This is a genomic window from Sphaerisporangium sp. NPDC005288 (genome assembly GCF_040607475.1).
In the GTDB taxonomy this organism is placed as follows: Bacteria; Actinomycetota; Actinomycetes; order Streptosporangiales; family Streptosporangiaceae; genus Sphaerisporangium; species Sphaerisporangium rhizosphaerae.
On the sequence record NZ_JBEXGT010000020.1, the window covers coordinates 1 to 21,784 of the forward strand.

General features: G+C 73.2%; 20 protein-coding genes. 14 read left to right on the forward strand and 6 right to left on the reverse strand.

Translation table 11 applies throughout. The annotated features are described in order from the left end of the window. Positions 1-1,212, forward strand: a 1,212-nt coding sequence (gene kdpB / locus ABZU32_RS19760) for a potassium-transporting ATPase subunit KdpB (RefSeq protein WP_354924044.1), incomplete at its 5' end; no start/stop codon positions are given. Beyond that, on the forward strand, positions 1,212-2,087 hold the full coding sequence (locus tag ABZU32_RS19765) for a potassium-transporting ATPase subunit C (protein ID WP_354924046.1): 876 nt from the start codon (positions 1,212-1,214) through the stop codon (positions 2,085-2,087). The genes kdpB and ABZU32_RS19765, both read left to right, overlap by 1 nt. A 111-nt stretch (positions 2,088-2,198) precedes the next feature. Here the strand turns inward: ABZU32_RS19765 and ABZU32_RS19770 are convergent, their stop codons facing one another. The 3 genes from ABZU32_RS19770 to ABZU32_RS19780 all read right to left on the reverse strand — a co-directional run bounded on the left by ABZU32_RS19770 (position 2,199) and on the right by ABZU32_RS19780 (position 4,485). Next, the gene (locus tag ABZU32_RS19770; RefSeq protein WP_354851404.1) at positions 2,199-2,579 is read right to left on the reverse strand and encodes a MerR family transcriptional regulator; all 381 of its coding nucleotides are present in this window, start codon (positions 2,577-2,579) and stop codon (positions 2,199-2,201) included. A 16-nt stretch (positions 2,580-2,595) separates the two neighbouring features. Beyond that, positions 2,596-3,615, reverse strand: a complete 1,020-nt coding sequence (locus ABZU32_RS19775) for an NADP-dependent oxidoreductase (RefSeq protein ID WP_354924047.1) — start codon at positions 3,613-3,615, stop codon at positions 2,596-2,598. Positions 3,616-3,840: 225 nt separating this feature from the next. Then, complete coding sequence (locus ABZU32_RS19780; RefSeq protein WP_354924049.1) at positions 3,841-4,485, reverse strand: TetR/AcrR family transcriptional regulator; 645 nt, start codon at positions 4,483-4,485, stop codon at positions 3,841-3,843. Between the two features lie 207 nt (positions 4,486-4,692). Here ABZU32_RS19780 and ABZU32_RS19785 point away from each other — a divergent pair, with 207 nt between their 5' ends. Continuing rightward, positions 4,693-5,811, forward strand: coding sequence for a substrate-binding domain-containing protein (locus ABZU32_RS19785; RefSeq protein ID WP_354924051.1), 1,119 nt, complete (start codon positions 4,693-4,695; stop codon positions 5,809-5,811). On the opposite strand, the gene ABZU32_RS19790 is transcribed toward ABZU32_RS19785, so the two are convergent. Next, positions 5,762-7,735 (reverse strand): DUF2264 domain-containing protein, encoded by a 1,974-nt coding sequence (locus ABZU32_RS19790; protein WP_354924053.1) that lies wholly within the window; start codon positions 7,733-7,735, stop codon positions 5,762-5,764. The genes ABZU32_RS19785 and ABZU32_RS19790 overlap by 50 nt on opposite strands. A gap of 148 nt (positions 7,736-7,883) precedes the next feature. Here ABZU32_RS19790 and ABZU32_RS19795 point away from each other — a divergent pair, with 148 nt between their 5' ends. From ABZU32_RS19795 to ABZU32_RS19820, 6 genes are all read left to right on the forward strand, one after another. Next, positions 7,884-8,900, forward strand: coding sequence for a hydroxyacid dehydrogenase (locus ABZU32_RS19795; RefSeq protein WP_354924055.1), 1,017 nt, complete (start codon positions 7,884-7,886; stop codon positions 8,898-8,900). A gap of 38 nt (positions 8,901-8,938) precedes the next feature. Next, positions 8,939-10,243 carry a sugar ABC transporter substrate-binding protein gene (locus ABZU32_RS19800; RefSeq protein WP_354851421.1) on the forward strand — a complete coding sequence of 435 codons (1,305 nt, stop codon included), beginning with the start codon at positions 8,939-8,941 and terminating at the stop codon, positions 10,241-10,243. Positions 10,244-10,318: 75 nt separating this feature from the next. Next, positions 10,319-11,260, forward strand: a complete 942-nt coding sequence (locus ABZU32_RS19805) for a sugar ABC transporter permease (RefSeq protein ID WP_354924057.1) — start codon at positions 10,319-10,321, stop codon at positions 11,258-11,260. Next, entirely contained in the window at positions 11,257-12,183 is a 927-nt protein-coding gene (locus tag ABZU32_RS19810; protein ID WP_354924059.1) for a carbohydrate ABC transporter permease, read from the forward strand. The genes ABZU32_RS19805 and ABZU32_RS19810 overlap by 4 nt, the downstream gene beginning before the upstream one ends. 5 nt (positions 12,184-12,188) lie before the next feature. Continuing rightward, positions 12,189-12,881, forward strand: a complete 693-nt coding sequence (locus tag ABZU32_RS19815; RefSeq protein WP_354924061.1) for a hypothetical protein — start codon at positions 12,189-12,191, stop codon at positions 12,879-12,881. After that, the gene (locus tag ABZU32_RS19820; protein ID WP_354924063.1) at positions 12,878-13,678 is read left to right on the forward strand and encodes a TIM barrel protein; all 801 of its coding nucleotides are present in this window, start codon (positions 12,878-12,880) and stop codon (positions 13,676-13,678) included. The genes ABZU32_RS19815 and ABZU32_RS19820 overlap by 4 nt, the downstream gene beginning before the upstream one ends. Here the strand turns inward: ABZU32_RS19820 and ABZU32_RS19825 are convergent. Then, entirely contained in the window at positions 13,642-14,769 is a 1,128-nt protein-coding gene (locus ABZU32_RS19825) for a glycosyltransferase (RefSeq protein WP_354924065.1), read from the reverse strand. The genes ABZU32_RS19820 and ABZU32_RS19825 overlap by 37 nt on opposite strands. A gap of 906 nt (positions 14,770-15,675) precedes the next feature. On the opposite strand from ABZU32_RS19825, the gene ABZU32_RS19830 reads away from it, so the two are divergent. Together ABZU32_RS19830 and ABZU32_RS19835 are read left to right on the forward strand one after the other, a co-directional pair. Beyond that, the gene (locus tag ABZU32_RS19830) at positions 15,676-18,042 is read left to right on the forward strand and encodes a glycoside hydrolase family 3 N-terminal domain-containing protein (protein ID WP_354924067.1); all 2,367 of its coding nucleotides are present in this window, start codon (positions 15,676-15,678) and stop codon (positions 18,040-18,042) included. A 156-nt stretch (positions 18,043-18,198) separates the two neighbouring features. Next, complete coding sequence (locus ABZU32_RS19835) at positions 18,199-19,047, forward strand: hypothetical protein (protein ID WP_354924069.1); 849 nt, start codon at positions 18,199-18,201, stop codon at positions 19,045-19,047. 131 nt (positions 19,048-19,178) lie between these two features. Here the strand turns inward: ABZU32_RS19835 and ABZU32_RS19840 are convergent, their stop codons facing one another. Then, the gene (locus ABZU32_RS19840; protein ID WP_354924071.1) at positions 19,179-19,601 is read right to left on the reverse strand and encodes a DoxX family protein; all 423 of its coding nucleotides are present in this window, start codon (positions 19,599-19,601) and stop codon (positions 19,179-19,181) included. 225 nt (positions 19,602-19,826) lie between these two features. Between ABZU32_RS19840 and ABZU32_RS19845 the strand changes: the two genes are divergently transcribed. The 3 genes from ABZU32_RS19845 (at position 19,827) to ABZU32_RS19855 (ending at position 21,684) form a co-directional block, all read left to right on the forward strand. Beyond that, positions 19,827-20,195 (forward strand): ClpX C4-type zinc finger protein, encoded by a 369-nt coding sequence (locus ABZU32_RS19845; RefSeq protein ID WP_354924072.1) that lies wholly within the window; start codon positions 19,827-19,829, stop codon positions 20,193-20,195. 64 nt (positions 20,196-20,259) lie between these two features. Beyond that, entirely contained in the window at positions 20,260-20,886 is a 627-nt protein-coding gene (locus ABZU32_RS19850; protein ID WP_354924074.1) for a class I SAM-dependent methyltransferase, read from the forward strand. Positions 20,887-20,979: 93 nt separating this feature from the next. After that, positions 20,980-21,684 carry a TetR/AcrR family transcriptional regulator gene (locus tag ABZU32_RS19855; protein ID WP_354924076.1) on the forward strand — a complete coding sequence of 235 codons (705 nt, stop codon included), beginning with the start codon at positions 20,980-20,982 and terminating at the stop codon, positions 21,682-21,684. Positions 21,685-21,784 lie beyond the last annotated feature (100 nt).

A 21,784-nucleotide genomic window follows, 5' to 3' on the forward strand; every position in this document is an offset into this window, starting at 1 on the left:
GTCCTGGCCATGTCCGGCCGCGCCGTCGAAGCCGCCGGCGACGTCAGCACCCTGCTCCTGGACAAGACCGGCACCATCACCCTGGGCAACCGCCAGGCCTCCGACTTCGTGCCCGTCCCCGGAGTGGACGAACGCGAGCTGGCCGAGGCCGCGCAACTGGCCAGCCTGGCCGACGAGACCCCCGAAGGCCGCTCCATCGTCGTGCACGCCAAGCAGACCTACGCGCTGCGCGAGCGCGCCCCGGGCGAACTGGACCACGCCGACTGGGTGCCCTTCACCGCCCAGACCCGCATGTCCGGGGTCGACGTGGCAGGACGGCAGGTGCGCAAGGGCGCCGCCACCTCGGTGATGAAGTGGGTGCGCGACCACGGCGGCCACCCCACCAGCGAAGTCGGCCCGCTGGTCGACGGCATCTCCGCCTCCGGCGGCACCCCCCTGGTCGTCTGCGAGATCACCACAGCCGGAACCGCCCGCGTGCTCGGCGTCATCCACCTCAAAGACGTCGTCAAACAAGGCATGCGCGAACGCTTCGACCACATGCGCGCGATGGGCATCCGGACCATCATGATCACCGGCGACAACCCCCTCACCGCCAAAGCCATCGCCGACGAAGCCGGAGTCGACGACTACCTCGCCGAAGCCACCCCCGAAGACAAACTCGCCCTCATCCGACGCGAACAACAAGGCGGACGACTCGTCGCCATGACCGGCGACGGCACCAACGACGCCCCCGCCCTGGCCCAAGCCGACGTCGGCGTCGCCATGAACACCGGCACCTCCGCCGCCAAAGAAGCCGGCAACATGGTCGACCTCGACTCCAACCCCACCAAACTCATCGAAATCGTCGAGATCGGCAAACAACTCCTCATCACCCGCGGCGCCCTCACCACCTTCTCCATCGCCAACGACATCGCCAAATACTTCGCCATCATCCCCGCCATGTTCGCCGCCGTTTACCCCGGCCTCGACACCCTCAACATCATGCGCCTGGCCACCCCCCAATCCGCCATCCTGTCCGCCGTCATCTTCAACGCCCTCGTCATCATCGCCCTCATCCCCCTGGCACTACGCGGAGTGCGCTACCGCCCCTCCAGCGCCTCCCAACTGCTGACCCGCAACCTCTACCTCTACGGCCTGGGCGGCATCATCGTCCCGTTCATCGGCATCAAACTCATCGACCTGCTGGTCCAGTTCCTTCCGGGGATGTCCTGATGCAACGCCTGCCAAGCTGGATCAACCGGCACCTGGCCGCCCTGCGCGCCCTGCTGGTGCTCACCGTGATCACCGGAGTGATCTACCCGCTGGTGGCGACCGGAGTCGCCCAGGCCGTCTTCCACGACGGCGCCAACGGCTCGATCGTCCACGACAAGGCCGGCAAGGACGTCGGCAGCGCCCTGCTGGGACAGCGCTTCACCGACGCCGACGGCAACCCGGTGCGCACGTACTTCCAGTCGCGCCCGTCGGCGGCCGGCGACGGATACGACCCGACGTCCACGGCCGCGAGCAACCTCGGCCCGGAGGACGTCCTGGACGTCCTGCCGGTGCCGGGCGCCAAGGACGACGAGGGCAACCCTGACACCGGCAGGCAAAGCCTGCTCACCCAGGTGTGCGCCCGCAGCAAGGCCGTCGGTGAGCTGGAAGGGGTCAGCGGCGCCCGCCCCTACTGCACCCCCGACGGCGTCGGCGCCGTCCTGAAGGTCTTCCCCGCCACCGGCGCCCCCACCCGCGCCGTCAGCGTCAACCAAGCCTGCCCCGCCACCCCCTTCATCACCACCTACCAGGGCGTGAAGGTCGAATGCGGCAAGCCCGGCGACGACCACGCCGCCGGCCGCACCGTCACCGTCCGCGGCACCGCCACCGCCGTCGTCCCCCCCGACGCCGTCACCGCGAGCGGGTCCGGCCTCGACCCCGACATCAGTCCGGCCTACGCCGCCCTCCAGGCACCCCGCGTCGCCAGGGAGCGCGGGCTCGGGCTCGACAAGGTCAGGGCCCTCATCGAGCGGAACACCACGGGACGGGGCCTCGGCTTCATGGGGGAGCCCGCGGTGAACGTCCTGTCGCTCAACCTGGCCCTCGACCGCCTCTAGGCGCGACCCGATGAACCCTCCCCGCGGGCGGCCGCGCATCCGCCTCGGCGCCCCGGTGCCGGCGAGACCTGCGCGACGCTCCGCCGGGGACGGACGCGGCGTCCGCAGGGCTCAGGGGGTCTTCGCGGCCCGCACCCCGGCCCGCGAGGCGAGCTGATCGCGCAGGTGTGTCAGGCGGGAGATCTCCGCGTCGAGGACGGCGAGCCGGCGCTCGACCACACCGCTCGAAGCGGTGCATCCGGGGGCGCCGCGCGCCGGGAGTCTGCCGCCTTCGAGCAGGTGCAGGCGGTCGGCGCAGCGGCTCACGTCCTCGATGGTCAGCCCGAGCGACAGCAGCTCGCGGATGACGCGCACCCGGTCCACGTCGCGCTGCCCGTACTCCCGCTGCCCCGTCACCGTGCGACGGGGCGGGGGCAGCAGCCCGCGCTGCTCGTACAGGCGCAGTGCCCGCGGGGTGGTCCCCGCCGCGGCCGCCGCGTCGCCAATGCGCATCGGTCCTCCCAGAGGTCTACAGCTCCACGATGACGGTCCCGAAATGCCGTCCACGCATCGTGTCGTACAACGCCCGGGGGGCGTTCTCGATGCCCGTCACCCGGACGTGCGGGAAGGTGATCGCTCCGGAACGCAGCCAGCCGCCGAAAAGCCCGGCCCACTGCGACCGCGTCCGTTCGTCGGCGCCCTGGAAGGCGCGGATGGACAGGCGCCGGAGGATGAGCCGGTAGGTGTCGAGCTCGACCGGCGCCGTCCCGCCGGTCCCCTCCGGAGCCATCTGCCCGGACAGCGCTCCGACCAGCACGAACCGGGCACCGGGCCGGGCCGCCGCCACCGCCGCCTGGAGCTGCTCGCCTCCGACGTTGTCCAGCAGGACGTCGATGCCGTCGGGGGCGGCCTTCGCCAGTTGCTCGCCGATCGGCTCCCCGCCGCGGACCACGGCCGCGTCGTACCCGAGCTCGGAGACCAGCCGGCCGGCCTTCTCCGCCGAGCCGGTGCTGCCGATCACCCTGCCCGCGCCGAGCAGGCGGGCGATCTGGCCGGCGAGCGACCCGACCGCGCCGGCGGCGCCGGTGACCAGCACCGTGTCGCCGGGCCTGACCTCGGCGTCCCTGGTCAACGCGGTGTAGGCCAGGCCGCCCTGGCTCAGGTGCGCCGCGGGGTCGGGCAGCGCGTCGCCCAGCGGCGTGAACCCGCCCTCGGGCACGACCGCGTACTCGCGCCAGCCCAGCCAGTGCGAGACCAGGTCGCCCGGGCGCACCCCGCTGTCCGCGGGCGCCGACACGACCTCCCCGACCGCCGCGCCGAACAGCGTGTCGCCGGGACGCAGCGGCGGGAAGGGCGCGTCCCGCACGCTCCCGCCGATCAGGGTGCGGAGCGCGGCGAAGACGTGGAAGAACCGGTTGCGGACCAGCACCTGGCCTTCGCCCGGCGCCGGGACCGGCACCTCGGCGACCACGAAGTGATCCGGCTCGGGCAGGCCGCCGGTCGCGACGGCGAGCCGGACTTCTCTGGACACCTGCGGCAGGTGCGGCATGGGACGCTCCTCAAGGTCTGCGGTCGACAAGGCGTCGAGACCCTAACCCCTGACCCGCAGGTCAAGGGCAACCCCGAGGAGACGCCCGTCGGCGTGGACGCACCGCCGGCCCCGCGTCCCACCGGAGCCGGGACGCGGGCCGTGGATCACCGCGGCGAGATCGGCGCGGGGCGGCGCAGGCCGTTCAGCACGGCGAGCCGGCCGGCGCCGGGTGGCCCAGGCCGTTCAGCACGGCGAGCCGGTCGGCGCCCGGCGGCGCAGGCCGTCCAGCACGTCGGCGAGGCCGGTCTCCAGGTAGGACAGGTCGTCGGTGGCCTGCAACATGGTGGCGCCACCGCAGACCGTGGTGAGGATCGTCGTCGCCGCGCGGCCGGCGTCGACGGAGGGCGCGATCTCGCCGGAGTCCTTCAGCGCCTGGACCCCGGCCGCGAGATGGGCGTGCCATCTGTCGTACATGCCGGTGACGATGGTGCGGGTCGCGGGGTTGGAGAGGCCGAGCTGCGCCGTGAGCGCCGAAAGCGGGCAGCGCCGCCGTTGCGCGTCGTACTTCTCGACCACCCGCGTGCGCCACGCCTCCCACTTCTCCCACGTGGTGAGGTCGCCCAGCATGGGCTGCTGGTCGGCGAGCACCTGCTCGGCCTCGTAGGCGGCCACGGCCAGCAGCAGATCGGCCTTGCCGTCGGGGAAGTAGTGGAACAGCTGGCTCTTGCTCGTCGCGGTGACGGCGCGGATGTCGTCCAGCCCGACGTTGGCCGGCCCGCGTTCACGGACCAGGTCGACGGCGCCGTGGATGATGCGCGCCCGGGTGGCGGTCCCCTTCGCCGTCAGCGCTCGCTCGGCGCGCTGGACGGCGGGAGATCCTCGTGACATGCGCCAATGGTAAAGGATGCCCCATCTGCTCCCTCGGACCCGGACGAAGCGGGGCCTGTCCAGGGGAAGCCCGGAGTTATCCCCAGTGTCCACAGGTTCGTACACAGGTTCGAACGCGTCCAGCCGTGCGTGTCGCGGCCGCGCGGGGACCGGTCAGCTTCGATCAACAACGATCGGTACCATGGCTGTCTCTGGGGAGGGGGAGCCATGACAGAGTCCGCCGGGGGGCCCTCGCCCGCCCCGCTGCCGTACGAGCGCCGCGCCCAGGTGGTCGACCTGCTGCGCCGGCGCGGCGTGGTGCGCGCCGACGAGCTGGCCGCCGAGCTGGACGTCTCGGTCATCACCATCCGGCGGGACATCGCCCTGCTGGCCTCCCAGGGGGTCATCCGCCGGGTCCGCGGCGGGGCCGTCATGGAAGGCGGGGACGAGCGGGACGCACCGGTGGTCCCGCAGCCCGCGACCGTGGCCGGGCGGCGGCTCACGGTCGGCGTGGTGGTGCCGTCGCTGACCTACTACTACCCCGACGTGATCCGCGGCGTGCGCGAGGCCGCCGCGGCGGCCTCCGCGCGGGTCGTGCTGCGGGGCGCCACCTACCAGGCCGACGACGAGCGGCGTCAGCTCGCCTGGCTGGTGGAGTCGATGGAGGTGGACGGCCTGCTGGTCGCGCCGACCACCACCGGCGAGGAGGGCGAGGCGCTGGTCCGCTGGCTGCAGTCCGCCGAGGTGCCGGTGGTGCTGCTCGAGCGCGCCGCCACGGTCGGGCCGCTCCGCGAGGCGATGGAGTCGGTGGTCAGCGACCACGCGCTCGGCGCCGCCATGGCCGTGCGGCACCTGGCCACGCTCGGCCACCGGCGGGTCGGGCTGCTCACCCCCGCGCAGAGCCCGACGACCGCGCACGTGCGGCGGGGGTGGCGGCAGGCGTGCGAGGAGCTCGGCCTGGACCTGACGGACGTGCCGGACGTGAACGCGGCCGGGGACGCCGGGCGGGCCGCCGTGCTGGACGAGGTGCTCGACGCCTGCCTCGCCTCGGGGACGACGGCCATGCTGGTCCACTCCGACCCCGAGACGATGTCGCTGGTGGAACGCTGCCAGCTGCGCGGCGTCCGGGTGCCCGGCGACCTCAGCCTGGTCGCCTACGACGACGAGGTCGCCGAGCTGTGCGATCCGCCGCTGACGGCGGTGCGCCCGCCGAAGGCGGCCGTCGGCCGGGCGGCGTTCGAGCTGCTCGCGGCCCGCCTGGCCGGCGGCGGCGCCGAGCGCCCCGCCCACCGCGTCGTCATCGCGCCCCGCCTGATGGTGCGCTCCTCCTCGTCGGCTCCGCGGTGACCTCACCCGCCGCGAGGTCCACGACGTCCCGGACGCCGTCGGGCCAGCTCAGCCGCACCGACGCCGGACCGTCCCACGACAGGGCGGGCGTCCCGGCGGGCTCGCCCCGGCCGAGGTAGACCAGGGCCTGGTACCACCGGCCGGGCCGCGCGGCCGCGGGCGTGGCGCACCAGGGCACGAGCGTCCACGGGGCCAGCGGCGAGGAGTCCTCGGCGCGGACCACTCCGGAGGCCTCCAGCCCCGGGCCGCCGAGCACGCGCGAGCACAACCGGCTCCGGCCGGCGGCCTCGTCGGGCCCGTCCGCGGGCAGAGGCCAGCCGCCGACGCGCAGCGGGCCGTCCCACGGCGTCCCCTCGGCGGGCGACAGCCGTACCAGCCGGGCCTCCCATGGACCGCGCACGACCGAGACCACCTCGATCCACGGCCCGAGGCGCACCGGTCCCGAGCGTCCGTGCCCGTGGTCCGGGCCATCGGTCTCGGGGGTGACCCAGTGGGCCCGCCAGCGCGAGGCGCCGACCGGCGTCCCGGAGGGCAGGCGGCGGGCGGGCAGGGCCTGGAACCCCGTGCGGTGGCTGGGCGTCCCGTCCGCGTCGAGCAGCACCACCGACTGGTCCAGCGGGCGCGCCGCGTGCTCCCCGGCCAGGACGGGCGCGGTGGCCGTCGAGTACCCGAGGCGCGCGTACAGCGGCGAGTCGGTCAGGTGCGAGCCGGGGAAGGAGTGGTCGGCACCGTGGTTGACCACCCGCACGACGCCGTCGGCCCGGGTGCCGCCGACCAGCCATCCGGGGGCGCGGAGCACCCGGTGGAAGTCGCCGGACTCCACCGGCAGCGGCTCCTCGACCGCCGTCCACACCGGGTGGCCGGCCGGCAGGGCGAGCCCGAACAGCCCTTTCGAGGCCCAGTACGGGGAGCCGGGGCCGGAGTAGGACTGGGCGATCGGCCGCCACGGACCGTGCCAGCCGAGGCTCAGCACGCCGTCGCCGTCGGGAGCGCCGTGGTCGGCGAAGTGGCGGGCGACGCCGGAGGCCGCGCGGCGCAGCAGGCCGGGCGAGGGCCGCCCGAGCCCGGCCCGCGCGCCTACCCAGAACTGCGCGGCCACGGCGAACCGGTAGGTCAGGCTGCGTCCCTGGATCAGCGGCGAGCCGTCGGCGCCCACCAGGTGCAACGCGTCGTCCAGGTAGCGTTCCAGCCGCCGCAGGTACACCGGCCGCCGGGAGTCCGCGCGCTCGTCGCCCGCGGCCATCTCGGTCCACAGCAACGGGTAGAACTGCAGCGCCCACCCGGCGTAGTGGTCGTAGGAGCGCTCGGCGCCGTCGGCGTACCAGCCGTCCTCGCGGGCGAAGCCGTCGGACAGCGCGAGCCCGGCGTCGATGTCCTCCCGCGAGCACGGCCCGCCGACCGAGGCGAGGAACTGCTCGACGACGATCTGGAACCACACCCAGTTGATCGGCGGGTACTCCGCGCCGATCGCGGGGGCGAGGTAGTCGACGACCTGCTCCCGCACGACCGGGCCGAGGCGGTCCCACAGCCACGGCCGGGTCAGGTGGAGCACCATGGCGATGGACGCGGCCTCCACCTTGGCCTGGCCGTGCTCGTCCAGCCGCACCCAGCGGTCGGGCGAGCGGGGGTCGGTGCCCGCGGCGAGACCTTCGGCGTACCACTCCATCAGCCCCAGCGGGTCGCGGCCGTCCTCGCCGGCCACCCGGAACCCGGCGGCCAGGAAGGTGCGGGCGAAGCCCTCCAGCGCGTCGACGTCGGCCCCGTAGCCGCCCGGCGGTCCGGGGAAGCCGATGCGGGCGTGCGAGGGAGAGGCGTATCGCCGGGCCGACAGCAGCAGGTGGTCGGCGAGGGCCGCCCAGTGGTTCCTGGTCCATCCGGTGTAGGGGGACAGCTCCCGATCGTCGAACTCCCGCCAGGGGTTCATGGACGCCTCCTCGGCACCTCGCGCACATATCGATCAGAAGTGATCAGAAGTTGTGATTTCTTGTGCATAACACACCGTTGACATGATTGTCATGACCGGACATGATCGGCGCACTGGTAAGCGCTTCCCAGACGAAGGGAACCCGCGCGTGACCGAGCGACGACGCCCGCAGGCCCTGCTGGTCATGGACCCCGCCCACTACCGGGTGCAGTTCCACGAGCCACAGCTCCGGCGGCTGCGCGAGCTGGTCGAACTTGGCGAGCCCGTCCTGACCGACGACCTGGACGCCGCCCGCGCGCGGCGCCGGCTGCGCGAGGTGGAGGTGCTGGTGACCTCATGGGGCTGCCCCCCGCTGACGGCCGAGCGCCTCGCCGACGCGCCCCGGCTGCGGGCGGTCTTCCACTGCGCCGGCACCGTCCGCTCGTTCGTCACCGACGAGGTCTGGCGCCGCGGCATCCTGGTGACCAACGCCGCCGACGAGAACGCGATCCCGGTGGCCGAGTTCACCCTCGCCGCCGTCATCTTCGCCGGCAAGAAGGCGCCCTTCCTCGCCCAGGACGCCCGCCGGCACCGCGACGACTGGTCCTACGCCGCCCGCCGCGGCGAACTGTCCAACCGCGGCCGCACCGTCGGCGTCGTCGGCTTCTCCCGCGTGGGGCGCCGCGTCGTGGACCGGCTGCGCGACCTGGAGCTCGACGTGCTGGTCGCCGACCCCTACGCCTCCCCCGCCGAGGTGCGGGCGGCCGGCGCCCGCCCGGTGGAGCTGCCGGAGCTGCTGCGCCGCTGCGACGTGCTCACGCTGCACGTCCCCGCGCTGCCCTCCACCCGCCACCTCATCGGAGCGGAGGAGCTGGCGCGGCTGCGCGACGGCGTGACCGTCATCAACACCGCCCGCGGCGCCGTCCTGGACACCGCCGCCCTGGAACGCGAGTGCGCGGCCGGCCGGCTGGACGCCATCCTCGACGTCACCGACCCCGAGCCGCTGCCGGCCGGCTCGGTGCTGTACGACCTGCCCAACGTCATGATCACCCCACACGTCGCCGGGTCGCTCGGAGCGGAGACCCGGCGGATGAGCGAGAGCGCGCTCGACGAGATCGAGCGCTACCTGACTGGCCGGCCGCCCCGGGCCGCCGTCACCCCCGCCGCGTTCGCGACAGGCGCCTAGAGCCCCGCACCGGCTCGACCGAGAGGAGACCCGGATCGATGAGCACAGCCACCACCTCAGCAAGGCCCGGCGGCGCGCGGCGACGTCTCGCGGGATGGCTGGCCGCCGTGGCCGCGCTCGCCCTCCCCCTCGCCGCCTGCGGCTCCGGCGGCGGTCAGGAGAGCGGCGACGGCAAGGTCACGCTCACCGTCGCCGGATGGAGCCTCGCCAAGAACACCGAGTTCGGCGCGCTCTTCGACGCCTTCCAGAAGGCCAATCCCGGCATCACGGTCAAGCCGCTGGACATCCCCGCCGACGACTATTCCGAGAAGGTCACCACCATGCTCGCCGGCGGCGACCGGACCGACGTGATGGCGATGAAGACGCTCACCGACTACGCGCGCCACGCGAGCCGCGGCCAGCTCCTGGAGGTCACCGACCTGGCCAAGGCCCCCGACGGCGCCAAGCTCGCGGGCCTGCCCGCCTACGACCTCCAGGGCAAGTACTACGCGCTGCCGTTCCGCCACGACTTCTGGCTGCTCTACTACAACAAGAAGTACTTCAAGGAGGCCGGCCTGCCGCAGCCCGAGGCCCTCACCTGGGACCAGTACGCCTCGCTCGCGCGGCGGCTCACCAAGGGCGACGGCGCCAAGAAGGTCTACGGCGCCTACCACCACACCTGGCGGTCGGTCGTCCAGGCCATCGCGGCGGCCCAGACCGGCGGCGACCAGCTCGGCGGCGACTACGGATTCTTCGCCGACCAGTACAAGATGGCCCTGGCGCTGCAGAAGGAGGGCGTGGTGCTCGACTTCGGCACCGCCACCTCCCAGCACTCCGACTACCGCACCATGTTCGAGACCGGGGCGGCGGCGATGATGCCGATGGGCACCTGGTACGCCGCGGGCGTCATCCAGGCGAAGAAGAAGGGCGCCACCGACGTCGACTGGGGCCTCGCCCCCCTGCCGCAACGCCCCGGCGCCACCGGCGTGACCACCTTCGGCGCGCCGACCGCCTTCGCCGTCAACAGCAGGTCCGAGCACGCCGACGCGGCCAGGAAGTTCGTCGCGTTCGCCGCGAGCCGGGCGGGCGCGCAGGCCATCGTCAAGGTCGGCGTCGTGCCGGCGCTGCAGGCCCCGGAGATCACCGACGCCTACTTCTCCCTCGACGGCATGCCGTCCGACGCGCTGTCGAAGAAGGCGTTCGCGCCGGACAAGGTCGTGCTGGAGATGCCGGTCAGCGACAAGAGCTCCGACGTCGACACCATCCTCAACGAGGAGCACCAGCTCATCATGGTCGGCGAGAAGTCCGTCGACGACGGCCTGCGCGCCATGAACGACCGGGTGAAGACCGAAGTCCTGAACTGACCCGGTGACGGCCCATGCCCGGCCGGCCTCCGGTCACCCTCCGATGTGCCTGCCTGACCCGCACGAAGGACCGCAATGATCCACGCAACGACGCGGCCCGCGCCCGTGGCGCCGCACGACCCGCCAGGGCCGGCGGCCGCCCGGCGACGGCCCTGGCGGGGCACGGTGGTGGGGTGGAGCTTCATCCTGCCCAACTTCATCGGCTTCGCCGTGTTCACGCTGGTGCCGGTGCTGGCGGCGTTCGCGCTCGCCTTCATGGACTGGGACTCCTACGGCACGCCCGAGTGGGTGGGGCTGTCGAACTTCCGGCGACTGCTCGGCGACCAGACCGTGCGGGTGGCCCTGCTGAACACCCTGTACTACGCCGCCGGCCACATCCCGCTGACGCTGGTGGCGGCGCTGGCGATGGCGCTGGCGCTGAACAGCAAGGTCCGCGGGGCGCGGTTCTTCCGCACCGTGGCGTTCCTGCCCTACATCACCTCGCTGGTCGCCGTCGCGGTCGTGTGGAACATGCTGTTCAACCCGGACGCGGGCCCGGTCAACCAGCTCCTCCAGGCGCTGGGCGTGGCCGAGCCGCCCCGGTGGGTGGCCAGCACCACGTGGGCGATGCCCGCCGTGATCGTCACCAGCGTGTGGCGGGACATGGGGTACTACATGGTGCTCTATCTGGCGGGGCTGCAGACGATCCCGGTGGAGTACCACGAGGCCGCCAAGGTCGACGGGGCGAACGCCTGGCACCGCTTCTGGAGCATCACCCTGCCGTGCCTGCGGCCCACGACGTTCTTCGTCCTGGTCATGCTGACGATCCAGAGCTTCAAGGTGCTGGACCTGATCGTGGTGATGACCAAGGGCGGGCCGGGACGCAGCACGCTGGTGCTGTCGCAGCTGGTGTACCGGGAGGGAATCGTCGAGGGCCACTTCGGGTACTCCTCGGCCATCGCGCTCGTGCTCTTCGCGATCGTGCTCACCGTGACCGTGGTCCAGTTCCGGTTCAACGAGCGGAGGCGAGTGCGATGACCCTGCCGGACGGCCTCCCCACGGCGACGGCCGCGCCCGATCGGCCCGGGGCGGACGACGGCGCCGCGCGGCGACCGGCGCGCACGGCCGGCGACGGCGCGCGGCCCCGCCCGCTGCGCACGGCGCTGGCGTACGCCGCCCTCGCCGCCGTGGCGCTGCTGGTGCTCGTCCCGTTCGGGTTGATGGTGTCGGCGTCGCTGAAGCGCGACAACGAGGTGTTCACCATCCCGCTCGAGTGGATCCCCCGCGAACCGCGCTGGTCGAACTTCGCCGAGATCTGGGACCGCGTCCCGATGCTGACCTACCTCGGCAACTCGGTGCTGCTGTCGGCCGCCATCACCGTCCTGCAGGTGCTGACCGGCAGCTTCGCCGCCTACGGCTTCGCCAAGGTGCGCTTCCCCGGCCGCGACGCGCTCTTCCTGGCCTACATCGCGACCATCGCCGTGCCGTGGCAGGCCTACATGGTGCCGCAGTACATCATGATGCGGCGGGCCGAGCTGACCGACACCTACTGGTCCATCATCCTGATCCAGGCGTTCGGCGCGTTCGGCGTGTTCCTGATGCGCCAGTACTACGCCTCCATCCCCGACGAGTTGTGCGAGGCCGCGCGCATCGACGGGCTGAGCGAGTACGGCATCTACCGGCGCGTCATGCTGCCGCTGTCCAAGCCGGCGCTCGCCAGCCTGGCCCTGCTCACCTTCGTCACCACCTGGAACGACTACATGGGGCCGTTCATCTACCTGACCAGCAACGAGCTGTGGACCGTGCAGCTCGGCCTGCGCTCGTTCGTCGGCCAGTACGAGTCGGAGTACGCGATGATCATGACGGGCGCGGTGCTGTCGGTGCTGCCCATCCTGGTGCTCTTCCTGTTCGGGCAGCGCTACTTCATCCGCGGCATCGCCACGAGCGGGCTGAAGGGGTGAGCGCGATGCGCAGGCTGCTGCGGCCGGCCCGGCAGGCCACCTACGACACGGTGTTCGCCGGCGTGTACACCGCTCTGATGACCAACCTCCTGCTGGCCGTCGCCTGCGCGCCGCTGGTCATCGCGCTGGCGCTGGTAGGCGACCCGTTCGCGTCCTGGCCGTTGTTCGCCGTCCTGTCGCCGGTGTGCGCGCCGGCGCTGGCCGGGGCGTTCGGCTGCTTCGCCGGGATCGGCGAGGGGTCCGCGCGGGTGGCCGGCACGTTCTGGCGCACCTACCGCCGGGCGGCGCCCCGGGCGCTGGCCGCCTGGACCGCCGGCCTCGCCGCCGTCGGCGTGCTGGCCGTGGACGTCGCCGCGGTCGCGGGCACGCCGTGGGGCCCGGCGCTCGTGCCGTTCTTCGTGACCGCGGCCGTCCTGGTCATGGCGGCCGTCGTCGCCGTGCTGGTGCTGGCGGCCGAGCCGCCGCCCGGCCGGTTCGCGCGCACGCGCGACGCCGTCCTGCCGTGCCTGTACCTGGTGGCGCGGCGCTGGTACCTCGCCGCCGCCTCGGTCGCCGTGCTCGCCCTGGCGGCGGCCGTCGTGCTGGCCAGGCCGGTCGCCGGCGGCCTGGTGCTGTGCTCGCCCCTGCTGTACGCCGGGTGGGCCACCACGCGCTTCGTCGTCGCCCCCCTGCTGCCCGCCGGGCGGGTGGCGGCATGAGCGGCGGCGGGCCGCCGCTCACGGCGGGGGTGTGCAGCGTCACCTACCGGGCGCTGTCCGCCGACCGTGTCATCACGCTGGCCGCGCGGGCCGGGCTCGCCCAGATCGAATGGGGCCAGGACGCCCACATCCCGCTCGGCGACGAGGCGGAGGCGGCCCGCGTGGCCGAGGCCACCCGCGCCGCCGGCCTGGAGGTGCCGTCCCTCGGGTCGTACTACCGCGCGGGCGCCATCGCCGACCCGCAGGAGGACCGGCGGGTGTGGCGGCGGGTGCTGGCCGCGGCCCGCGCCCTCGGCGCCCGGCGCGTGCGGGTGTGGGCCGGCGACCGGGCCTCGGCGGACGCCGGCCCGGCCGGACGCCGCAGCACGCTGGACGCGCTGAAGCGGTGCGTCGACAGCGCCGGTGACCTCACCGTCGCCACCGAGTACCACTCGGGCACGCTCACCGACGACGCCGGCTCGGCCAGGGCGATGCTGGACGAGGTCCCGGGGCTGCGCACGTACTGGCAGCCGCCGAACGGGATGCCCGACGAGCGGGCGCTGGACGGGCTGCGCGCCGTGCTCGACCGCGTGGACGCGGTGCACGTGTTCAGCTGGTGGCCGACGCCGCGGGAGCGGTGGCCGCTGGACCACCGGGCGGCGCTGTGGCGGGAGGTCGCGGGCCTGCTCGCCTCGACGGGCCGGCCGATGTCCGCCCTGCTGGAGTTCGTGCCCGGCGACGACCCGGGGATGCTCGCCGCCGAGGCGAGGAGCCTGCGCCGCTACCTGTCCGGCGCCGAGGCCGGCCGGCCGCGGTGACGGGCGGCGGCCAGGAGGTAGGCGTCGCGCAGGCCGTCCACGAGCGTCCGGGAGTCGTGGGCGGCGGCCGCCGCGGAGGCGAGCCCGGCCCAGGTGGCGCGCACCTCGGGGTCCTCCAGGCCGCCGAGCAGCTCGGCGAACTCCGGCACCGTCCGCGCGTGCAGGTAGGCGTCCTTCAGCCAGTCGCGGTAGCACGGCAGGTCCGGCACCACCACGGGCAGCGCGGCGGTGGCGGCCTCCAGCGTGGCCAGGCCGAAGGTCTCGTGCTTGGACGGCAGGAAGAACACATCGGCCGCCGCGCAGTACGCGAAGACCTCCTCCCGGGGGACCAGGCCGGTGAACGTCACGTTGCCGGGGGCGGTCTCGCGCAGGCGCGTCAGGTCGTGCCGGGCCTCGGACAGCATGCCGAACTGCATGCCGCCCACCCAGACGAACCGCACGTGCGGCAGGGCGCGGGCGCAGGCCACGAACTCCTCCACGCCCTTCCTCGGCTGCACCTGCCCGACGCCGAGCACGACCATGCGGCCGTCCCAGCCGAACCCTCGCCTCAGTTCCTCGCGGCGGGCGACCAGCGGGCGGACGCGGGCCTCGTCGATGGCGTTGCTCATCAGGACGATCGGAGCTCGCACGCCGAGCCGCTCCAGTTCCGCGGTCGTGGCCTTGCTGACCGACAGCACGATCGTGGCCAGGTCGAACACGCCGCGCATGTAGCGCTCGACCAGTCCGCGTACGAGGTGGGCGCCCCTGATGCTGCCGATGAGCGTCTCGGGGGTGACGTGGGCGCTGATGAGCGCCGGACCGCGATGAACCATCATCCGCAGCGCCGCGAACGGGCCCATGGTGTGCACGTGAAGGACCACGTCTTTACGGCAGGCACGCAATCCGGAAACCCGCCGGAAATCCGGCATTCGCTTTATCGCGCGCAGGCTCTCCTCGAAGACACTGTGCACTCCGTGGCCCCGGACGGTGAAAGACGACTCGGACACGACGCTCACCGGAATGGGGTCCGGGGCGCGTTGTGCCTGGTGAGAGGGGGTGCCAGTAGGCGAGTCCGCCACCTGTCCCAGTGGGGGGAGTATGACGGAACCCATTTCACGGCGTCGACGAACACGGCGAATACGCTTACCGATCACGGCCACGCGCTCATGGTAGGACAAAGGCCACCGAAAAACCACGGGCAAATGGAGAACGAGAGATTCACAAAAAGCCTCCCGCCCGTCAAGTAAAAGCGTGATCGTGTTAACCCCGACCCTCTAGCGCGCCACTCGGCACAGCCGCTGGAGAGATTTCGCCGCATGCCGCGAACGCGCCTGCTGCTGCTGCTGCGCCATCCCGTCGGGCCATCGCTGCCCGCATGGGTCACCGAGAGCGGGTGACATGCGACAGAGCCGATCGAGTGCTCCTCGACGGAGTGACGCACACTCGCACCCGGTCGTTCCCTGGACCTCTCCAGGCGGGGCGTCCCCCGATCGGCTGTTGACGCGCTCGACCCGTGTCCGGCGCCCGATTTCCGCGCGTCTCTGAAACTTTCGGAAGGCGGCGCCGTCCTTCGCCCGTCGTCTCAGCGCACTTCTGTGAGCATCAGAGGTGTCATCAGCGACGTTCCGATGCCTATACTTCTGCGGCGAATAACGGTTTGGCAGCTCTGCCTCCCGACCGTTGATCTCGATGTCCACCGCCCCTTACTGTCCACGTAGCCGACACGTTTCGGAAACGGACTCGAAACTTTTCGGAAAGGTTCGTATGAGCCGTTCGCGCTGCCGGTCTCCGGACTCGTGCCGTCCGGGGTGATGCGTGGCATCACGCCGGAGCCGTAGGAGGCCATGGCCGTCGATGGCGCCCCCCGAGGCGACTTTCCTCCCGATCGCCTCCGTCTGATCAAGACGGACCGCCGGCCACGGTGATGCTCTGCATGGTCCCCATCCTTCTCGTGTATCTGTTCGCCCGTCGTGCCCCGGCAAGGGGCTGAGGGGCGTCGGAGGAAAGTGACCCCAATCGTGTCCGTTGAGACAGACCCCGCCACCCCCCTCTGGCAGGACCCCGCTCAGGACGCCGAGACCCGTGTCGAGGCCCTGATCGCGGAGATGACCGTCGAGGAGAAGGTCGCGCAGCTCTTCGGTGTCTGGGTCGGCGCGTCCCGCGAGGGCGGGGAGGTCGCGCCGCACCAGCACGAGATGGACGACGCCATCGACCTGGACGTCCTGCTGCCCAACGGCCTCGGACAGCTGACACGGCCCTTCGGCACGGCACCGGTCGACCCGGCCGTCGGCGCGCTGTCCCTGCTGAGGACCCAGCAGCGCATCACCGGCGCCAACCGTTTCGCCATCCCCGCCCTGGCCCACGAGGAGTGCCTGGCCGGCTTCGCCACCTGGGGCGCCACCGCCTACCCGGTGCCGCTGTCGTGGGGCGCCACGTTCGACCCCGCGCTGGTCCGACAGATGGCGGGCGCCATCGGCGGCGACATGCGGTCCGTCGGCGTCCACCAGGGCCTGGCCCCCGTGCTGGACGTGGTGCGCGACGCCCGCTGGGGGCGCGTCGAGGAGACCATCGGGGAGGACCCCTACCTGGTCGGCACCATCGCCACCGCCTACATCCAGGGCCTTGAGTCGGCGGGCATCATCGCCACGCTCAAGCACTTCGCCGGATACTCCGCCTCGGTGGCCGGCCGCAACCTGGCCCCGGTGGCGATGGGCCCCCGCGAGCGCGCCGATGTCATCCTGGTGCCGTTCGAGATGGCCGTGCGCGAGAGCGGCGTCCGCTCGGTCATGCACGCCTACACCGACACCGACGGGATGCCCGCCGTCGCCGACGAGTGGCTGCTGACGACCCTGCTGCGCGACACCTGGGGGTTCGAGGGCACGGTCGTCGCCGACTACTTCGGCATCGCCTTCCTCAAGACGCTGCACGGCATGGCGGGCGACTGGGCCGAGGCCGCGGGCGCCGCCCTGGCCGCCGGCGTGGACGTGGAGCTCCCGACCGTCAAGACCTTCGGGCGGCCCCTGGTGGAGGCGATCGCCGCCGGGCGGGTCCCCGAGGCGCTGATCGACCGGGCGCTGCGCCGCGTGCTGGTGCAGAAGGCGCGGCTCGGCCTGCTCGACCCCGGCTGGAACCCGGTGCCGCCCGGGCTCGCGGGGGCCGACCTGAGCGACGCCGAGGCGCTGCGCGGGTCGATCGACCTGGACTCGCCGGCCAACCGGGACATCGCGCGGCGCATCGCCGAGCAGGCCATCGTCCTGCTGGGCAACGACGGGACGCTGCCGCTGCGGCGGCCGGAGAGGATCGCGGTCATCGGGCCCAACGCCGACGACCCGCTGGCCGTCCTGGGCTGCTACTCCTTCCCCCTGCACGTCCTGGTCCACCACCCCGACGTGCCCACCGGCATCGGGCTGCCCACGCTGCGCGAGGCGCTGGCCGCCGAGTTCCCCGGCGCCGAGATCGTCACCGCGCCCGGCGCCACCGTGGACGGGCCGGACACCGGCGGCTTCGCCGAGGCGGTCGAGCTGGCGCGCGGCGCCGACGTCGTGGTGGCGGCGCTCGGCGACCGGGCCGGCCTGTTCGGCCGGGGCACCAGCGGCGAGGGGTGCGACGCCGAGTCCGCGGCGCTGCCCGGCGTCCAGCAGCAACTGCTCGACGCCCTGATCGCCACGGGGAGGCCGGTCGTCACCACCCTGCTGGCCGGCCGGCCGTACGCGCTGGGCGGAGCCGTGGAGGGGGCCGCGGCGATCGTCCAGTCGTTCTTCCCGGGCCAGGAGGGCACCTCCGCGATCGCCGGGGTGCTCAGCGGGCGGATCAACCCGTCGGGCCGCCTGCCGGTGAGCATCCCGCGCCGGCCGGGCGTGCACCCGTCCACCTACCTGTCGGCGCGGCTCGCGCACGCCACCGAGGTGTCCAACATCGACCCGACGCCCGCGTTCGGCTTCGGCCACGGCCTGTCGTACACGGCGTTCGAGTGGTCGGACCTGTCCGGCGACGGCGCGCGCATCGGCACGGACGGCGAGGTGACCCTGGAATTCACCGTGCGCAACGCCGGCGACCGCGAGGGCACCGAGGTGGTACAGCTCTACCTGCACGACCCCGTCGCCACGGTGGTGCAGCCGGTCCAGCGCCTGATCGGGTACGCGCGGGTGCCTCTCGCGCCGGGGGAGGCGAGCCGCGTGCGGGTGACCGTGCCCGCCGACCTGGCCTCCTTCACCGGCCGCCAGGGCCGGCGGATCGTCGAGCCCGGAGAGCTGGAACTGCGGCTGGCCGCCTCCAGCACCGACCCGCGCCTCGTCGCGGCGGTGACGCTGACCGGGCCGGTCCGCGAGGTGGACCACACGCGCCACCTGCATGCAACGTTCACGGTGGCCGAGCCGGGCGCCTGAGCGCCGGCGGCGTCGAGGGCCGCTCCGACCTGGCGTCCCATGCGGGGCATCCGGGCGGGGCGGCCCTCGTGCCTTTCCGGGAGGCCGCCGTCTCTATGGGAGCGCTCCCATTTCCCGTAGCTTACGTTCGGATCATCTGTCGCGAAGGAGCACGTCGTGCGGAAATGGTTATCCATGGCCTCCCTGGCCATGCTGCTTCCCCTGACGGCCACGCCGGTCGCCGAGGCCGCCGGACCCGGCCGCGATGCCGGTCACAGCGCCGGTCAGAGCACCGTCCAGAGCGCCGGGCGGTGGGGGCCCGGCACCTGCGCCGGAAAGACCCTGCTGTTCTGCGAGGACTTCCAGAACCTGCCCATCGGCGGCGCCGCCAGCCTCGCGTGGGGCGTCGACACCAAGCACGGCGCCCTCACCGTGGAGCGCGTTCCCGGCGGACGGGCCGGGCAGAAGGCGCTGCGCGTGCGCACCGAGGGCAACGGGCGGGCCTTCCTGAAGGTGGACGACTTCGCCCCGCCGGGGAACGGCTTCTACGGCCGGGTGCGGCTGCGCGTGAAGGCGTTCCCCGTGGCGCCCGACTGGGCGCACTACACCCTCATCGAGGCGACCGGCGCCGGCCCCGAGGTCGTCCGCCCGCTCGGCGGCCAGTACGTCCCCGTGGTCGGCGGCGGCACCGCGCTCTGGGGAGTCGGCGCCGACGGCGGCCCCACCGGCGACTGGACGAACTGGCGCGAGACCGCCCCGTCCCGCGCGGGCGTGTGGCAGTGCGTGGAGTGGCGGATGGACGCCACCGACAACCGCATCTCGACCTGGTTCGACGGGGTGCCGCGGCCCGAGCTGAGCGCCTCCACTCACGAGCACGGGGGCAACGACGTGGACTTCGTCTTCCCCCGCTTCGACACCGTCAAGCTCGGCTGGCAGCTCTACCAGCCGAACCCGTCCCCGGGGTCGTACGAGGTGTGGCTCGACGACATCGCGCTGAGCACCCAGCGCCTGGGCTGCTCCGGCTGACCCCGGCCCCCCGGCCCCCCGGTCACGCCGGACCACATCCGACGACCTCGGGCCGCGTCGGCCTGACCCACGCCCTCGACCGGCCGGCTCCGGCACGGCCGGTCGAGCGCGCGGCGCCGGCCGGTGGCGGGTCAGCGCGTGAGGGAGCGGACCAGGTCGCGGGTCTGCTCCCGGCGGTCCCAGGCGATCAGCGCGAACACCACGCCCATGCCGATCGGCATCAGCGCCCAGACGGGGTCGATGACCAGGATCTGGGTCAGGGCCGCGCCGATCATCAGGCCGACGAGCCCGGTCGCGGCCGCCCCGGCCAGGCGGGGGACCAGCAGCCCGACGCCGCCGGCCAGCTCGACGGCGCCGGTCACGTACCGGAACCACTGGCCCCAGCCGATCTGGGCGAAGGTCTCCACCGCGTCCTTCTGGCCGGCGAACTTCGGCAGCGCCGAGGCCACGATCAGGAACAGCCCGAAAAGGACCTGGAAGGCCCACAGGACCCTGCGCAGGACGCGGGGGCGGGCGGTGGCGGCGGTGCCGGGGGTGAGGGAGGTGGCGGCCATGATGGGAGTCCTTCCGTGTGCGGTGTGTCGCGGTGCGGTGTTCCGCTCTCACCCGGGCGTCGAGCGAGGCCACCGCGCATCGACACGGACCGCGAATTTCTTCTCTGATTTTTCGCCGCCCGCATTCTGATCTCCGCCGTCCGCTCCTTGTCAGGAATCGCCTGACGCGATACGTTCCTCGATGTCCGTCAGGAGATGCCTGACACGAGGGCGGGAGGACCGGCGATGGCCACGATCATCGACACGACGCCGACGGTGCGGTGCTCGTTCTGCGGCAAGGGCCGCGACGAGGTCACACGGATCGTCGCGGGCGCGGGCGTCTTCATCTGCGACGAATGCGTGCGCCTGTGCCTCACGATCATCGAGACGCCCGACCTGCCCGGCGAGCCGCGCATCCCGGCGTGGGATGCCATGACGGACCGGCAGATCCTCGAGCACCTGCCCCGCGTCGCCGCCGTCGGCAAACAGGTCGAGGAGAACCTTCGCGACTGGGTGCTGCGCCTGCGCGAACGCAAGGTCACCTGGGCGAGCATCGGAGCGGCGCTCGGCATGACCCGGCAGTCGGCCTGGGAGCGCTTCTCGGGCGAGGAGTGACCGCCGTGCGGCGCCGGAGGCCGGGCGGCCCCGCCGGGCATATGATCGCCCCCGGAGGTGGCGCATGAAGAACGCGGAGTGGGACCGCCGCTACGAGGCCAGCGGGTTGCTCTGGACCGCCGAGCCCAACCGTTTCGTGGTCGAGCACCTCTCCGGCCTGCGCCCCGGCCGCGGCCTGGACCTCGGCGCCGGCGAGGGCCGCAACGCCGTGTGGCTCGCCGAACGCGGATGGCGGATGACCGGCGTCGACTTCTCCGCCGCGGGGCTGGCCAAGGCCCGGCGGATGGCCGGCGAGCGCGAGGTGGCCGTCGAGTGGGTGATGGCCGACCTGTGCGAGTACCGTCCCGAGCCCATGGCCTACGACCTGGTGCTCATCGCCTACCTGCACCTGCCGCCGGACGACCTGGCCCCCGTGCTGAGCGGGGCCGCGGGCGCGGTGGCGCCCGGCGGCCGCCTGCTGATCGTCGGGCACGACGTCACCAACCTCGAGGAGGGCGTGGGCGGCCCGCGCGACGCCGCCGTCCTCTACACGCCCGAGTCGGTCGTCGCGTCGCTGGCGCCGCTGGCCGTCGTGCGCGCCGGCCGCGTCCGCCGTCCGGTGCCCACCGACGACGGCGTGCGGGACGCCATCGACACCCTGGTCATCGCCGGCCGCGACCTGCCGGACGGGGCGCGGGGCCCGGGGGCCTGAGGCGGGCACCGGCGCGCGCGGCACAATCCTCTATCGTTGGTTACGGCATATAACGAGCGTGAGCATGCCGACGGCGTCGAGAGGGTGATTCGCATGGCGGTCCGCGACGGCACACCGCGGCAGCGCTACCGGGACCAGGTGCGCGCCGAGATCAAACAGGCCGCCCTCGCCCAGATCGCGTCCGGCGGAGCGGCGGCGCTCAGCCTGAATGCAGTGGCCAAGCAGCTCGGCGTCACAGGCCCCGCGCTCTACAAGTACTTCCGCAACCGCGATGACCTGCTGACCGAGCTGATCAGCGACGGTTACGACTCGGCCGCGGCGGCCGTGCGGGCGGCGGCCGGAGCGGCGGCCGGGCGGTCCCCCCGAGAACGCCTGCATGCTCTGGCCGCCGCCTACCGCGAGTGGGCCGTGACCGCGCCGCACCTGTACCACCTGCTCGCCGGGACGCCGTCCCCCGACTACGCCGCCCCGCCCGAGACGCTCGACCGGGCCAGGGCCGCGCTCGGCCCCTTCCTCGCCGTGGTCGCGCACGGGGTCCGCCCGCCGGAGGCCGAGGGGCTCACGGCCCAGATGGAGCGGTGGGCCGCCGAGAACGCGCCCGTCGCCGCATGGGTGCGAGCCCACGCCCCCGAGGGCGACCCCGCCACGGCCCTGGCCGGGGCCGTCGTCGTCTGGTCCCGCCTGCACGGCGTCGTGAGCCTGGAGGTCCAGGGCCAGTTCGACGGCATGGGGCACCGGCCCGCCACCCTCATGGAGGCCGAGATCGAGGCGTTCGCCACGGCCTGGAACCTGCCCTGACCCCCATCTCCTCCACGGCCGCCTCCGGGTACGACGCGTTCGCACCCCACCGCGGCCGGCGATCCGGCGGCGGCGAGAACGACGGGCTCGGCGCCTCTCC

What these genes read in the sequence shown, in the direction of transcription:
- ABZU32_RS19855 (WP_354924076.1), top strand. Translation starts at nt 20,980, where the DNA reads ATGGCGGTCCGCGACGGCACACCGCGGCAGCGCTACCGGGACCAGGTG.
- ABZU32_RS19790 (WP_354924053.1), bottom strand. Translation starts at nt 7,735, where the DNA reads ATGAACCCCTGGCGGGAGTTCGACGATCGGGAGCTGTCCCCCTACACC.
- ABZU32_RS19780 (WP_354924049.1), bottom strand. Translation starts at nt 4,485, where the DNA reads ATGTCACGAGGATCTCCCGCCGTCCAGCGCGCCGAGCGAGCGCTGACG.
- ABZU32_RS19825 (WP_354924065.1), bottom strand. Translation starts at nt 14,769, where the DNA reads ATGGGTTCCGTCATACTCCCCCCACTGGGACAGGTGGCGGACTCGCCT.
- ABZU32_RS19765 (WP_354924046.1), top strand. Translation starts at nt 1,212, where the DNA reads ATGCAACGCCTGCCAAGCTGGATCAACCGGCACCTGGCCGCCCTGCGC.
- ABZU32_RS19775 (WP_354924047.1), bottom strand. Translation starts at nt 3,615, where the DNA reads ATGCCGCACCTGCCGCAGGTGTCCAGAGAAGTCCGGCTCGCCGTCGCG.
- ABZU32_RS19820 (WP_354924063.1), top strand. Translation starts at nt 12,878, where the DNA reads ATGAGCGGCGGCGGGCCGCCGCTCACGGCGGGGGTGTGCAGCGTCACC.
- ABZU32_RS19800 (WP_354851421.1), top strand. Translation starts at nt 8,939, where the DNA reads ATGAGCACAGCCACCACCTCAGCAAGGCCCGGCGGCGCGCGGCGACGT.
- ABZU32_RS19840 (WP_354924071.1), bottom strand. Translation starts at nt 19,601, where the DNA reads ATGGCCGCCACCTCCCTCACCCCCGGCACCGCCGCCACCGCCCGCCCC.
- ABZU32_RS19850 (WP_354924074.1), top strand. Translation starts at nt 20,260, where the DNA reads ATGAAGAACGCGGAGTGGGACCGCCGCTACGAGGCCAGCGGGTTGCTC.
- ABZU32_RS19770 (WP_354851404.1), bottom strand. Translation starts at nt 2,579, where the DNA reads ATGCGCATTGGCGACGCGGCGGCCGCGGCGGGGACCACCCCGCGGGCA.
- ABZU32_RS19810 (WP_354924059.1), top strand. Translation starts at nt 11,257, where the DNA reads ATGACCCTGCCGGACGGCCTCCCCACGGCGACGGCCGCGCCCGATCGG.
- ABZU32_RS19805 (WP_354924057.1), top strand. Translation starts at nt 10,319, where the DNA reads ATGATCCACGCAACGACGCGGCCCGCGCCCGTGGCGCCGCACGACCCG.
- ABZU32_RS19815 (WP_354924061.1), top strand. Translation starts at nt 12,189, where the DNA reads ATGCGCAGGCTGCTGCGGCCGGCCCGGCAGGCCACCTACGACACGGTG.
- ABZU32_RS19785 (WP_354924051.1), top strand. Translation starts at nt 4,693, where the DNA reads ATGACAGAGTCCGCCGGGGGGCCCTCGCCCGCCCCGCTGCCGTACGAG.
- ABZU32_RS19845 (WP_354924072.1), top strand. Translation starts at nt 19,827, where the DNA reads ATGGCCACGATCATCGACACGACGCCGACGGTGCGGTGCTCGTTCTGC.